12 protein-coding genes are annotated in these 13,120 nt (G+C 59.5%); 6 read left to right on the top strand and 6 right to left on the bottom strand.

Annotated elements, in window-relative coordinates; all coding sequences use genetic code 11:
- Positions 1 to 7: 7 nt before the first annotated feature.
- Both ACIQUB_RS23885 and ACIQUB_RS23890 read left to right on the top strand, forming a co-directional pair.
- On the top strand, positions 8 to 232 hold the full coding sequence (locus tag ACIQUB_RS23885) for a DUF1674 domain-containing protein (protein ID WP_113199334.1): 225 nt from the start codon (positions 8 to 10) through the stop codon (positions 230 to 232).
- A 96-nt stretch (positions 233 to 328) separates the two neighbouring features.
- Complete coding sequence (locus tag ACIQUB_RS23890; protein WP_402932839.1) at positions 329 to 730, top strand: thermonuclease family protein; 402 nt, start codon at positions 329 to 331, stop codon at positions 728 to 730.
- Positions 731 to 778: 48 nt separating this feature from the next.
- On the opposite strand, the gene acs is transcribed toward ACIQUB_RS23890, so the two are convergent.
- Positions 779 to 2,734 carry an acetate--CoA ligase gene (gene acs / locus ACIQUB_RS23895; RefSeq protein ID WP_112980303.1) on the bottom strand — a complete coding sequence of 652 codons (1,956 nt, stop codon included), beginning with the start codon at positions 2,732 to 2,734 and terminating at the stop codon, positions 779 to 781.
- A 222-nt stretch (positions 2,735 to 2,956) separates the two neighbouring features.
- Between acs and ACIQUB_RS23900 the strand changes: the two genes are divergently transcribed.
- Positions 2,957 to 3,658: a DUF1013 domain-containing protein gene (locus tag ACIQUB_RS23900; RefSeq protein ID WP_026283466.1), complete on the top strand. Its 702-nt coding sequence runs from the start codon at positions 2,957 to 2,959 to the stop codon at positions 3,656 to 3,658.
- Between the two features lie 131 nt (positions 3,659 to 3,789).
- On the opposite strand, the gene ACIQUB_RS23905 is transcribed toward ACIQUB_RS23900, so the two are convergent.
- Positions 3,790 to 4,449 (bottom strand): YggS family pyridoxal phosphate-dependent enzyme, encoded by a 660-nt coding sequence (locus tag ACIQUB_RS23905; RefSeq protein ID WP_113238226.1) that lies wholly within the window; start codon positions 4,447 to 4,449, stop codon positions 3,790 to 3,792.
- A 198-nt stretch (positions 4,450 to 4,647) separates the two neighbouring features.
- Between ACIQUB_RS23905 and leuS the strand changes: the two genes are divergently transcribed.
- Genes leuS through holA form a run of 3 tightly spaced genes read left to right on the top strand, consistent with a single transcriptional unit; the run spans position 4,648 to position 8,835 of the window.
- Complete coding sequence (gene leuS, locus ACIQUB_RS23910; RefSeq protein ID WP_113238227.1) at positions 4,648 to 7,278, top strand: leucine--tRNA ligase; 2,631 nt, start codon at positions 4,648 to 4,650, stop codon at positions 7,276 to 7,278.
- Positions 7,268 to 7,789 (top strand): LPS assembly lipoprotein LptE, encoded by a 522-nt coding sequence (lptE, locus tag ACIQUB_RS23915; RefSeq protein ID WP_402932845.1) that lies wholly within the window; start codon positions 7,268 to 7,270, stop codon positions 7,787 to 7,789. The genes leuS and lptE overlap by 11 nt, the downstream gene beginning before the upstream one ends.
- 11 nt (positions 7,790 to 7,800) lie before the next feature.
- Positions 7,801 to 8,835, top strand: a complete 1,035-nt coding sequence (gene holA / locus ACIQUB_RS23920; protein ID WP_113238229.1) for a DNA polymerase III subunit delta — start codon at positions 7,801 to 7,803, stop codon at positions 8,833 to 8,835.
- A 7-nt stretch (positions 8,836 to 8,842) separates the two neighbouring features.
- On the opposite strand, the gene ACIQUB_RS23925 is transcribed toward holA, so the two are convergent.
- Genes ACIQUB_RS23925 through mnmG form a run of 4 tightly spaced genes read right to left on the bottom strand, consistent with a single transcriptional unit; the run spans position 8,843 to position 13,084 of the window.
- On the bottom strand, positions 8,843 to 9,727 hold the full coding sequence (locus ACIQUB_RS23925) for a ParB/RepB/Spo0J family partition protein (protein ID WP_112942624.1): 885 nt from the start codon (positions 9,725 to 9,727) through the stop codon (positions 8,843 to 8,845).
- 31 nt (positions 9,728 to 9,758) lie between these two features.
- Positions 9,759 to 10,553, bottom strand: coding sequence for a ParA family protein (locus tag ACIQUB_RS23930; protein WP_113238230.1), 795 nt, complete (start codon positions 10,551 to 10,553; stop codon positions 9,759 to 9,761).
- 19 nt (positions 10,554 to 10,572) lie between these two features.
- A complete protein-coding gene (gene rsmG, locus ACIQUB_RS23935; RefSeq protein ID WP_113238231.1) occupies positions 10,573 to 11,190 on the bottom strand; it encodes a 16S rRNA (guanine(527)-N(7))-methyltransferase RsmG in 618 nt (205 codons plus the stop codon).
- 31 nt (positions 11,191 to 11,221) lie between these two features.
- Entirely contained in the window at positions 11,222 to 13,084 is a 1,863-nt protein-coding gene (gene mnmG / locus ACIQUB_RS23940) for a tRNA uridine-5-carboxymethylaminomethyl(34) synthesis enzyme MnmG (RefSeq protein WP_402932850.1), read from the bottom strand.
- Positions 13,085 to 13,120 lie beyond the last annotated feature (36 nt).

Here is a 13,120-nt window from a genome sequence, read left to right on the forward strand (position 1 = left end):
GTGCGTGATGCAGGAAGCGGACAACGACAATATCGAGGCTCTGGCCGAAGAAGGCACCGAGCGTCCGCGCAAGATGCTCTCGCCCGCCGCCAAGCGTGCGCTTGCCGAAGCCGAGGAGCGCCGCCGCAACGAACAGCCGAGCGACATGCCAACCGAGATCGGTGGGCGAGGGGGTGCCGATCCGGCCCGCTTCGGCGATTGGGAAATCAACGGTCGCGCGATCGATTTCTAAGTAAATATTCCTATTGACTTCACGTGAATATCGGAATTTATTCCTTGTATGTTCACGCGCGCCCTCATATCGCTAGCGATCCTTGCGGCAATTTCGATGCCTGCTTTCGCACGCGATGAGATCGCCGGACCCGTCTCGGCTGAAATCCTGCGTGTGATCGATGGAGACACCTTGCTGGTCGCGGCCCGTCCATGGCCGCAGCAGACCGTGGAGGTCTATGTCCGCATTCGCGGCATCGATACGCCTGAGATGCACTCGAAATGCGACGCAGTCAGGCGCGCGGCAATGGATGCCCGTCAAATGTTGGAAAACTTGACCGATGGTTCGCCTCAAGTGCAGCTGACCCGAATTTCCGGCGACAAATATTTCGGCCGCATCCTGGCCGACGTCACGCTCTCCGATGGACGGAATCCGGCTCAGTATATGCTGGGCGAGGGGATCGCCGTTGCCTATGACGGCGGTCGGAAGCCGAAGACGCCATGCCGCGATCAAGATTAAGGCCGCTTCGGTTTCCCGAAGCGGCCTCTCGTTAGCAGGCAGCCGGTATTAAGCAGCTGCCTTGTTCTGCCTGTTGGCGATCAGGTCATCGACGACAGCCGGATCGGCAAGCGTCGACGTATCGCCCAACGAGCCGAAATCATCTTCGGCAATCTTGCGCAGAATGCGGCGCATGATCTTGCCTGATCGGGTCTTCGGCAGCCCGGGCGAGAACTGGATCTTGTCGGGTGCTGCGATCGGGCCGATCTCGTTGCGAACATGCTTGATCAGCTGCTGGCGCAGCTCGTCCGAACCCTCATTGCCAGCCATCAGCGTCACATAGCAATAGATGCCCTGACCCTTGATCGCATGCGGATAGCCGACGACCGCCGCCTCGGAGACGAGGCTGTGCGACACCAGCGCCGATTCGACCTCGGCCGTGCCAAGGCGATGGCCGGAGACATTGAGCACGTCGTCGACGCGACCGGTAATCCAGTAATAGCCGTCCTCATCCCGCCGGCAGCCGTCGCCGGTGAAATACTTGCCCTTGTAGGTCGAGAAGTAGGTCTGGATGAAACGCTCGTGGTCGCCGTAGACCGTGCGCATCTGCCCCGGCCAGCTATCGGTGATGCAGAGATTTCCGTCCGCCGCGCCCTCGAGCACGTTACCTTCATTATCCACCAGCTGCGGCTTCACGCCGAAGAACGGTTTGGTCGCCGATCCCGGCTTCAGGTCGGTCGCACCAGGCAGCGGCGTGATCATGTGGCCGCCCGTCTCCGTTTGCCACCAGGTGTCGATGACAGGGCAACGCTTGTCGCCGACGACGTTATAGTACCATTCCCAGGCTTCGGGATTGATGGGCTCGCCTACCGTGCCGAGCAGACGCAGGCTGGACCGCGACGAACGTGTCACGAAATGATCGCCGGCGCCCATCAGCGAGCGGATGGCGGTCGGCGCGGTGTAGAAGATGTTGACCTTGTGCTTGTCGATCACCTCCCAGAAGCGGCCCTGATCCGGAAAGTTGGGAACGCCCTCGAACATCAGCGTCGTCGCGCAGTTCGCAAGCGGGCCATAGACGATATAGGAATGGCCGGTCACCCAGCCGACATCGGCCGTGCACCAGTAGATATCGCCGGGATGATAGTCGAACACATATTCGTGCGTCATCGCCGCGTAGACGAGGTAGCCGCCGGTGGTATGAAGCACCCCCTTCGGCTTGCCGGTCGAACCCGACGTGTAGAGAATGAAGAGCGGATCTTCCGCCTTCATCTTGGCGGGCGGGCACTCCGGCTTCACCGTCGCCATTTCCTGGTGATACCAGAGGTCGCGACCCGGCGCCCAGCCGGTCTTGCCGCCGGTGCGACGAACCACCAGAACCTTCTCCACGATCACATGCTGACGCGCGGCGATATGGATCGCCGTGTCGGTGTTCTCTTTCAGCGGAACCGGCTTGCCGCCGCGCACGCCCTCATCGCAGGTGATGACGAAGGTTGATTCGCAGTCGACAATCCGCCCCGCCAGTGCTTCCGGCGAAAAGCCGCCAAAGACGATCGAATGCACGGCGCCGATGCGGGCGCAGGCGAGCATCGCATAGGCTGCCTCCGGGATCATCGGCATATAGATGGTGACGCGATCGCCCTTCTTGACACCATGCTTCTTCAACACGTTCGCCATACGGCAGACATGCTCGTAGAGCTCGTTATAGGTGATCTTCTTGTCGATATAGGGGTTGTCGCCCTCGAAGATGATCGCAACCTGATTGCCGTTGGTCTTCAGGTGCCTGTCGATACAGTTGTAGGAGACGTTCGTCTGGCCGTCTTCGAACCACTTGATCTTCACATTGCCGGTGAAAGAGGTGTTCTTCACCTTCGTATAAGGCTTGAACCAGTCGATCCGCTTGCCATGCTTGCCCCAGAATTTATCCGGGTTTTCGACGCTCTCCTCGTACCATTTCTCGTACTTGGCCTTGTCGATCAGCGCATGGTTCTGAACCGGTTTTTGCACCGGGTAGATCTTCTCCGACATCGATTTCCTCCTCACTCGGACGCCGGCGGCAGGAGTACGCCACAGGCGGTTTTGTGCATTCATAACAGGTCAGATCGACCCGGCAATTAGACAAAGGTCATTTCATTCGTGATCAATTGCAATTATGCGTCACTCCGGTTATATAGCGACATAATTTCCCGGACATAGTGGTGACAACCCACGGACCGCGACACCGGCGCGGACGACAGAAGGACTATATCCATGGCTCAACAACTGCTTATGCCGAAGGCGACCGCTATTTGGCTCGTCGACAACACAGCTCTGTCTTTCGACCAGATCGCTCAGTTCTGCAAATTGCACCCTCTGGAAGTGAAGGCGATCGCTGACGGCGAAGCTGCTCAGGGCATCAAGGGCCTGGATCCGATCTCCACCGGTCAGCTGTCGCGCGACGAAATCGAACGCGCCGAGAAGAACCCGGCCCACAAGCTGAAGCTTTCCGAGCCGAAGGTACGTGTTCCTGAATCCAAGCGTCGTGGCCCGCGCTACACCCCGGTCTCCAAGCGCCAGGACCGCCCGAACGCCATCCTGTGGCTTGTTCGCAATCACCCGGAACTGAAGGACGCCCAGATCTCGCGTCTCGTCGGCACGACCAAGTCGACCATCGAACAGATCCGCGAGCGCACCCACTGGAACGCCGCCAACCTGACGCCGATGGATCCGGTTACGCTCGGCCTCTGCAGCCAAATCGACCTCGACATGGAAGTCGAAAAGGCAGCCAAGGGCCGTCCGCTGCCGACCGCTGCCGAACTCGGCGAAACGCTGCAGTCCGCGCACGAAACCGAACGCCTGGCTCCGAGCTACGAGCGTGAGGAAGAGAAGGAAATCGACGCCGACGCCGTCTTCGCGAAGCTGAAGTCGCTGAAGTCCTCGACGCCGGATGAGGACGAAGACGACCGCTACTAAGCGGTTGGACAGATTGATAAAACCTCGCTTCGGCGGGGTTTTTTATTGCCGGTTCGCAGTTGCGCCGTAACGCGGATCGCAAATGTTTCCCGTGAAACATTCACGCCGACCACGAGAGCAAGACACGGTGATTAGCGGGTGCCGAAAATGGCGGACCCCACCCGGACGCTAGTGGCGCCAAAGGCGACCGCAGTCTCGTAATCGCCCGACATGCCCATCGACAGCTTCTCGACACCGCAAGCCTTCGCCAGTTTCGCCAACAGGGCGAAATGCGGGCCCGGGTTTTCATCCGCCGGCGGAATGCACATCAACCCTTCGACGGAAAGACCGAGCTCATCACGGCAGAGCGCTACGAAGGCCGCCGTGTCATCAGGCGCAATGCCGGCCTTCTGCGGCTCAAGGCCTGTATTGACCTGAACGTAGAGACGAGGGGCCTTGCCCTGGCGCTTCATTTCATCGGCGAGCGCGCGTGCGATCTTCTCGCGATCGACCGTCTCGATGACATCGAAGAGCGCGACCGCTTCGCCAGCCTTATTCGACTGCAGCGGTCCGATCAGATGAAGCTCGATGCCAGCCGTCTCGCTCTTCAGCTCCGGCCACTTGCCTTGGCTCTCCTGCACGCGATTTTCACCGAACACGCGCTGACCAGCCTCGATGGCCGGGCGGATCTGATCCGCGTCGAATGTCTTGGACACGGCCACGAGCTGCACCGTGCCATCCGCTCTTCCCGTTTCGCGGGCCGCAGCCGCGATCCGGCCGCGAACCTCTTCCAGTCGCTCTTGAAGTTCCATGTTGCGCCTCGGTCCATCATCGAAAACAATGAAAATGCACTAAACACCCGATCTTGGCTTGCCAAGGTCCGAAGCCTCGAAATTATCGCAGCTAGGCGCCGATTGGCCCCAAACCATGTCGGCAAAACTTGACGCTACGGTGGTTTCATGGTGAAGGTCACCACCAACTTCCCTTGATTTTCCGGAAATACGAATACCATGGCTACCGAACGTTATAATCCGCGCGATGCCGAGCCTCGCTGGCAGAAAAAATGGAACGAAGCGAAGGTCTTCGAGACCGACAACGCTGATCCGCGCGAGAAATACTACGTGCTGGAGATGTTCCCGTATCCGTCCGGCCGCATCCACATGGGCCATGTCCGCAACTATGCGATGGGCGACGTCGTCGCGCGCTACAAGCGTGCCCGTGGCTACAACGTGCTGCACCCGATGGGCTGGGACGCTTTCGGCATGCCGGCTGAAAACGCCGCCATGGAGCGCAACGTTCATCCCGCGGCCTGGACCTACCAGAATATCGCATCGATGAAGTCGCAGCTGAAGGCCATGGGCCTGTCGCTCGACTGGAGCCGCGAATTCGCGACCTGCGATGTCGAATACTACCAGCACCAGCAGCATATGTTCGTGGACTTCCTGGAAAAGGGTCTCGTCTACCGCAAGCAGTCCAAGGTCAACTGGGACCCGGTTGATAACACCGTTCTCGCCAACGAGCAGGTTATCGACGGTCGCGGCTGGCGCTCCGGCGCGCTTGTCGAGCAGCGCGAGCTGACTCAGTGGTTCTTCAAGATCACCGACTTCAGCCAGGATCTGCTGGACGCCTTGGATGGCCTCGATCAGTGGCCTGAGAAGGTCCGCCTGATGCAGAAGAACTGGATCGGCCGCTCCGAAGGCATGACGATCCGCTGGGAAATCGTCGGCGAAACCGCGCCTGCCGGCGAGACCGAGGTTACGGTCTACACCACGCGCCCGGACACGCTGTTTGGCGCCTCCTTCCTCGCCATTTCCGCCGATCACCCGCTGGCCAAGGATGCGGCGGCCAAGAACGCCGAGATCGACGCCTTCTGCGAAGACGTCCGCCGCGCCGGCACGTCGCTGGCAGCGCTCGAAACCGCCGAAAAGCGGGGCATCGACACGGGCATCCGTGTCCGCCACCCGCTGGACCCTTCCTGGGAGTTGCCGGTCTACATCGCCAACTTCGTGCTGATGGACTACGGCACGGGCGCCATCTTCGGCTGCCCGGCAGGCGATCAGCGCGACCTCGATTTCGCCCGCAAATACGGCCTTCCGGTCATACCCGTTGTCATGCCGCGTGATGGTGACGTCGCGACCTTCGCTGTCGGCGACACCGCCTATGATGGCGACGGCATCATGATCAACTCACGCTTCCTGGACGGCAAGTCGACGGACGAAGCCTTCAATATCGTGGCCGACCGTCTGTCGTCCGCATCGTTGGGCAACGCGCCACAGGGCGAACGCAAGGTCAACTTCCGCCTGCGCGACTGGGGTATTTCCCGCCAGCGCTACTGGGGTTGCCCGATCCCGGTCATTCACTGCCAGGATTGCGGTGTCGTGCCGGTGCCGAAGAAGGATCTCCCGGTCAAGCTGCCGGAGGATGTTACCTTCGATCAGCCGGGCAATCCGCTCGACCGGCACCCGACCTGGCGCCACGTCGCCTGCCCGCATTGCGGCAAGGATGCTCGTCGCGAAACCGACACGATGGACACCTTCGTCGATTCCAGCTGGTATTTCACGCGCTTCACAGCGCCTTGGGAGAGCAAGCCGACGGATTTCGCGGCCGCCAATCGCTGGCTGCCTGTCGATCAGTATATCGGCGGTATCGAGCATGCGATCCTGCATCTGCTCTATTCGCGCTTCTTCACCCGCGCCATGCGCGAAACCGGCCATGTCGATGTAAAGGAGCCGTTCAAGGGCCTGTTCACGCAGGGCATGGTGGTGCACGAGACCTATAGCCGCGGCTCCGGTATGACCCGCGAATGGGTCGCACCGGCCGACATCAAGATCGAGGAACTGGATGGCAAACGCCGTGCTTTCCTGCTCTCCAACAACGAAGAGATTGCCATCGGCTCGATCGAGAAGATGTCGAAGTCGAAGAAGAACGTCGTCGATCCCGATGACATCATCGCTTCCTACGGCGCCGATACGGCCCGTTTCTTCGTTCTCTCGGACTCCCCGCCCGAGCGCGATGTGATCTGGTCGGAAGCAGGCGTCGAAGGCGCCCACCGCTTCACCCAACGCCTGTGGCGCCTCATCTCGGAAGCGGCAGAAGCGCTGAGTGACGTGACTGCGACTCCGGCTAAGGATGGAGAGGCCCTTGCCATCTCCCAGCTGGCACACAAGACGCTGAAGGCCGTTCAGAACGACTACGACAAGCTATGGTTCAACAAGGCCGTCGCGCGCATCTATGAGCTTGTGAACGCCATTGCCGGGCCGCTGACCACCGTTGCATCAGGCAAGGCCGATGCCGCCTATCGCGCCGCCGTGCGCGATGCAGCCGAAATCCTCGTGCAGCTAGTGGCACCGATGACGCCGCACCTGGCGGAAGAGTGCTGGTCGGTACTCGGTCACAACACGCTGCTCTCGCAGACGGCTTGGCCGAAGTACGACGACGCCCTCGTTGTCGAAAACGACGTCGTCCTGCCGGTGCAGATCAACGGCAAGAAGCGCGCCGAATTGACAATCTCGCGCGACGCAGATCAAACTACGGTCAGCGATGCCGCCCTTGCGTTGGAGGATGTCAAGCGCGTGCTCAACGGCCAGGCGCCGAAGAAGATTATCGTGGTTCCGCAAAGGATTGTGAACATTGTCGTTTAATATCGCTTCCAGGCTGGCCAGCCGCGCGGGGATTGCCGCGGTGCTGGCAACCACGGTTCTTCTCGCCTCGTGCCAGGTTCGGCCGCTCTATTCCGAAACGTCGGGCGTTGCCGGCAAGCTGTCATCCGTCGCCTTCTCCGAGGCCACATCGCGCGTCGAGCAGGAAGTTCGCAACCGGCTGATCTTCCTTGCCTCCCGTGGCGCCGGTGAGCCGGACAAAGCCGATTACAAGGTCGAGATGAACGCTCGTTCGAACGTCATCGATACCCTGCTGGTCGCTTCCTCGGATGAGTCACGCGCGGGCCGCGCCACCGTCAGCGTCGACTATACGCTGAAATCGAACAAGGACGGCCATGTGATCCGTGCCGGCCATCAGTCGGCAACGGCACTTGTCGACTTCCCGGCGCAGGAATTTGCCAAGCAGCGCGCCATTCGCGACGCTGAGGATCGCGCAGCACGCCAGGTGGCTGAATTCGTGGCCGCTGATATCGCTGCGGCGCTTGGCCGCTAAGGAGCGGCTAAGTGGCGGAGATAAAGTCGCATGAGTTCGAGGGGTTTCTGGAGAAATCCGCCCGCCACTACCAGCTCTTCGTCATCTATGGCCCGGATCGCGGGCTGGTGTCTGAGCGCGCCAGCCTGCTCGCCGGCAAGACCGGCGTCGATCTGACCGACCCGTTTTCCCTGATCAAACTTGACATTAGCGACCTGCAAAAAGACCAGGGACGTCTACTGGACGAGGCAGGCGCGATCGGCCTCTTCGGCGGTCAAAAACTGATCTGGATTCGCGGCGCGGCAAACGAGAAGTACCTCGTTGACGCTCTTCAGGTTCTGGCGCAGAAGCCTCCCGAGGCGACCTTCATCATCATCGAGGCCGGTGATCTCAAGAAGGGATCGCTGCTGCGCAAGACAAGCGAAGCCGCTCGCAGCGTCGCGACCATACCATGCTACGCAGACGACGCGCGTGCGCTTAATAGCCTGATAGACGCCGAACTCGCGGGCGCGGACCTACGCATCACGACTGGAGCGCGCCAGGCGCTGTTGGAGTTGATAGGGGGCGACCGGATAGCTTCACGCAACGAGGTGAGAAAACTCGCGCTTTACTGCCTCAATCTTGAGGTTATCGAGGAGCATCACGTCACGGAGATCATCGGTGACGCCAGCGCGATTTCCGTCGACGACGCCGTCGACGCGATCCTGACCGGAAATTCCGGAAACTTCCTGCATGCCATGCAGAAGATCACGGCGTCGAAGACGTCCGTCTTCCTGGTCATACAGGCATGCCTTCGGCAGTTTCAGCTAATGGATGCCATGCGCGCCGAGATGGACGAGAAGCGCACGCCGGCGTCTCAGGTGATGCAGACGCTCGGACGGCATCTTCATTTCAAGCGCAAGCCGATCATCGAGCAGGCCTTGAGAACATGGTCGGCGGACGCGCTGGCCCGTGAAACGAGCCGTTTGCAGGCGGCCATCCTGCAGACTAGGCGTCGCGCCTCTCTGGAGGACACGATCGCCATGCAGACACTTCTATCGACCACACTTCAGTCCGGCCGAAAATAAGGCCGGATCAGCGCCGTTCCAGAAGCCGGCAGATTTCTTCCAATTGATCCAATGACTTATAAGAAATCCGGATCTGCCCGCCATTTGCCTTGTGATTGATGACGACGTCCAATCCAAGCGTATCGGAGAGAGTACGCTCAAGCGCGATCGTATCGGAATCCTTCTGATCCCGCGGATTGACTGCTGGCTTCGGCTCAGATTGCGCCTTGATGTCGTTCTGCGCAAGCCGCTCCGCATCGCGCACTGACATGCCCTTGGAAACGATCGTTCGGGCCAGGACCGTTGGGTCCGACGTGGACACCAGCGCGCGCGCATGGCCGGCAGACAGACTGCCAGCGGCGAGCAAGTCGCGAACAGGCTCCGGCAATTTCAGAAGTCGCAGCGAGTTCGCGACGTGGCTGCGGCTCTTGCCAATGATCTCGCCGAGATCGTTCTGCGTGTAACCGTAGTCCGCAATCAACTGCTCGTAGCCGAGCGCTTCTTCCAACGCATTGAGATCAGATCGCTGAACGTTTTCGACGATCGCGATCTCCAGCGCGGTCTTGTCATCGACATCGCGCACGATGACAGGAATCTCAACCAGGCCTGCCAACTGCGCAGCCCGCCAACGTCTTTCGCCGGCTATGATTTCATATTGGCTTGTTGAAAGTGTACGTACAACAACCGGCTGCACAATACCATGCTGGCGGATTGAGCTTGCAAGATCATGAAGCTCGCCGTCATCGAAGAAGCGGCGAGGGTTGCGCGGATTACGCGTGATGAACTCGATCGGCACCAGACGATCGGCGCTGACCGCACGCTGGCCTGCATCGACGGGCGCAGGCTGGTCCATTTCGCCAATCAGCGCAGCAAGGCCGCGTCCCAGTCTTCTCTTCGAGACATCATCGTTCATATCGGTACTCACCACTTATTCGAGAGCTTGTTCAGGCAGCCAGACGCTGGCGCTCGCGCTGAATGACTTCGGACGCCAACTGCAGATAGGCCTGGCTTCCAGCACATTTAAGATCGTAGAGAATGGCAGGCTTGCCGTAAGAAGGCGCCTCGGACACCCGCACGTTGCGCGGAATTAACGTATGGTAAACCTTTTCACCGAGATGGGTGCGCACATCGTTCACGACCTGCTGCGCAAGATTGTTTCTCGAATCGAACATCGTCAGCACGATACCCTGGATATCGAGCTGCGGATTTACGCTCCTGCGAACCTGGTCGACAGTCTCCAGCAACTGGCTCAACCCCTCAAGCGCGAAGAACTCGCACTGCAAGGGAACCAGCACCGAATGCGCGGCCGCCATTGCATTCATCGTCAGCAGATTGAAGGACGGCGGGCAGTCGACGAGGATATAGGAAAACTGAAATGCATCGCGCTCGGCAAGCGCCTTCTTCAGCTTGAAGACACGATCGCTCTGCTGCGCGATCTCCATCTCGATCCCGAGAAGATCCATAGTGGAGGGGACAATATAAAGGTTGGGCACCGCGGTTTCCTGAACAACATCAAGAATGCCATGATCGCCGATCAAGAGGTCGTAGGAGGATCGGCTGCGGTTCTTGCGATCAATACCTAAGCCCGTGCTTGCGTTACCCTGAGGATCAAGATCTACGATAAGAACGCGCTCGCCGATCGCCGCTAGTGCGGTTGCCAGATTGATAGCCGTCGTCGTCTTGCCGACGCCACCCTTCTGATTTGCGATCGTGATAATCCGATTCCGTCCAGCAACCATTGTCGCAACGCCCGATTTGTTAGACCAAATGCCGTAAATTGGAAATTTCGAGAACGACTGAGTCCATCTCGACGGCACTCTTGTGTTCTACCAGATCAAATGCCCACCGACCATGTGCATTTGCCACCTCTGATCGGTAATCCCGGCCTTTATGGAAATACGCGCGGATTTTTTCGTTACGGATCGCGAATGGATCGACGAACTCCAGAAGTTTATCCAGGTCCGCAAGCGCCCTGGCGGACACGAAATCGCAGACGGGGAGGTCCGCAACCGCGTCCTCAATCCGCACGGGATGCACGGAACCACGGGCGCCCGTTTCCCTCAGCGCCGTGCGCAAGAAGGCAGCCTTCTTGTTGTTGCTCTCAACCAGATGCACCCAGCCGTCTTTGAGCTCCGCGAGGAAGATCGCTGTTACTACGCCGGGAAAGCCGCCGCCGCTACCGAGATCCACCCAGTTGCCCGCGTGCGGCTGAAGCTGGAAGATCTGTGCACTATCAGCAATATGCCTTTCCCACGCGTCCTTGAGAGTGGAGGGAGCGGAGAGGTTGATAGCCTTGCTCCATTTCTGAAATAGACCCAAAAAATGCTCAAGTCGTTCCTGTGTTTCACGTGAAACACGCCGGCCGTTCAATTCCATATGAGGACTCTCAAATAGTGTAGGTTGCAGTCTATGCCGCGACTTCGCCACGTCGCAAATGCACGAGCAAGAGCGAAATCGCCGCCGGCGTCATCCCATCAACTCGCGAAGCTTGCGCGACGTCATAGGGGCGAGCCTTCGCCAACTTCTGCTTGAGCTCGTTGGATAGGCCGGACAAGCGATCAAAATCAAAATCGGCAGGGATAAGACGCTCTTCATCTCGCTTGATATGGGCCACGTCAGCCTGCTGCCGGTCCATATAGACCGCATAGTTTGCCTCGATCTCCAGCGCGGCACCCGCCTTGGAGTCGATCGCATCCAACTCCGGCCACACCGGTCGAAGTGTCTCAAGATCGAAATCAGGGAACGCCAGCAACTCATAAGCCGTGCGGCGTTGGCCATCGAGGTTGAGCTTAAGCCCAAATCGACGCGCCTCGGTTGGCGTGACCGACAGGGACGTCAAAAGTGCCCGGCCCGCCTCGATCTCCGACGCATACTGCTCAAACCGATCAGAGCGGGCGTGAGATGAGATCCCCAGCGAGATCGCAAGCGGCGTAAGGCGAACATCCGCATTGTCTGCGCGGAGCGAAAGACGGTACTCAGCTCTCGACGTAAACATACGGTACGGCTCGGCCACACCGCGTGATGTGAGGTCATCGATCATCACGCCAATGTAGGAATCGGTCCGGCTGAAACGCACCGCGTCTTGCTGACCAGCCAGGCGCGCTGCATTGAGTCCGGCAACCAATCCCTGCGCCGCAGCTTCCTCGTATCCGGTCGTGCCATTGATCTGCCCCGCCAAGAACAATCCAGGCTGCTTCCTCACTTCGAGTGAAGGCTTGAGCTCTCGTGGATCGACGTGGTCGTATTCAATCGCATAGCCTGGTTGCAGAATGGTGACTTGCTCAAGGCCCGGTATCGTACGAATAAAGGCGTCTTGAACCTCGGCTGGAAGCGATGTCGAGATCCCGTTGGGATAGACGGTGTCATCATCAAGACCTTCAGGCTCCAGAAACACCTGGTGGCCATCTCTCTCGCCGAACTTGACCAGCTTATCCTCGATCGAGGGGCAATAGCGCGGGCCGACGCCTTCAATCTGGCCGGAATACATTGCCGACCGCTTGAGATTATCGACGATGATGCGATGTGTCGCTTCCGTTGTGCGCGTAACGCCGCAGTCGATCTGCGGGTTCGCGATGTGATCGGTCATGAAAGAGAAGGGGACCGCATCGTCATCCGCTCCCTGCCGGCCAACGCCGGCCCAATCGATGGTCTTTCCGTCCAGTCGAGCGGGGGTGCCGGTCTTCAAGCGACCGAGCTGTAAGCTCATACCCAACAAGGTCTTCGACAGTCCCATCGACGGCTCTTCACCGGCGCGGCCAGCCGGAATCTTCTTGTCGCCGATATGGATGAGGCCGCGCAGGAAGGTCCCCGTCGTCAACACCACCGCACCGGAATACAGAATCCGGCTATCTTTCATAATGACGCCAGAGACGCGGCCATCCTTGATCGACAGATCGAAGGCATCGCCCTCGACAATCGTGAGGTTGGGGATCGAAGATATCTCGGCATGCATCGCCTGGCGATAGAGCTTGCGATCTGCCTGCGTGCGAGGGCCGCGCACGGCCGGACCCTTCTTGCGATTGAGCATACGAAACTGGATACCCCCAGCATCAGCCACGCGTCCCATCAGCCCGTCCAACGCATCGATCTCGCGGACCAGATGACCCTTCCCGAGGCCACCGATTGCAGGATTGCACGACATCACGCCGATGGTCTCACGCTTATGCGTCACAAGCGCCGTCTTGGCACCAGCGCGCGCAGCCGCGGAAGCGGCTTCGCATCCAGCGTGCCCGCCACCAATGACGATGACATCGAACCGTGAGGTATTCATAACAATGCTCCTGAGATCGCTCGGTGATGCGGCAAG

Source organism: Rhizobium sp. NPDC090275 (assembly GCF_044772225.1).
Taxonomy (GTDB): domain Bacteria; phylum Pseudomonadota; class Alphaproteobacteria; order Rhizobiales; family Rhizobiaceae; genus Rhizobium.

Coding starts and splice junctions, on each gene's coding strand:
- ACIQUB_RS23885 (WP_113199334.1), top strand. CDS start 8: ATGCAGGAAGCGGACAACGACAATATCGAGGCTCTGGCCGAAGAAGGC.
- ACIQUB_RS23890 (WP_402932839.1), top strand. CDS start 329: ATGCCTGCTTTCGCACGCGATGAGATCGCCGGACCCGTCTCGGCTGAA.
- acs (WP_112980303.1), bottom strand. CDS start 2,734: ATGTCGGAGAAGATCTACCCGGTGCAAAAACCGGTTCAGAACCATGCG.
- ACIQUB_RS23900 (WP_026283466.1), top strand. CDS start 2,957: ATGGCTCAACAACTGCTTATGCCGAAGGCGACCGCTATTTGGCTCGTC.
- ACIQUB_RS23905 (WP_113238226.1), bottom strand. CDS start 4,449: ATGGAACTTCAAGAGCGACTGGAAGAGGTTCGCGGCCGGATCGCGGCT.
- leuS (WP_113238227.1), top strand. CDS start 4,648: ATGGCTACCGAACGTTATAATCCGCGCGATGCCGAGCCTCGCTGGCAG.
- ACIQUB_RS23925 (WP_112942624.1), bottom strand. CDS start 9,727: ATGAACGATGATGTCTCGAAGAGAAGACTGGGACGCGGCCTTGCTGCG.
- ACIQUB_RS23930 (WP_113238230.1), bottom strand. CDS start 10,553: ATGGTTGCTGGACGGAATCGGATTATCACGATCGCAAATCAGAAGGGT.
- rsmG (WP_113238231.1), bottom strand. CDS start 11,190: ATGGAATTGAACGGCCGGCGTGTTTCACGTGAAACACAGGAACGACTT.
- mnmG (WP_402932850.1), bottom strand. CDS start 13,084: ATGAATACCTCACGGTTCGATGTCATCGTCATTGGTGGCGGGCACGCT.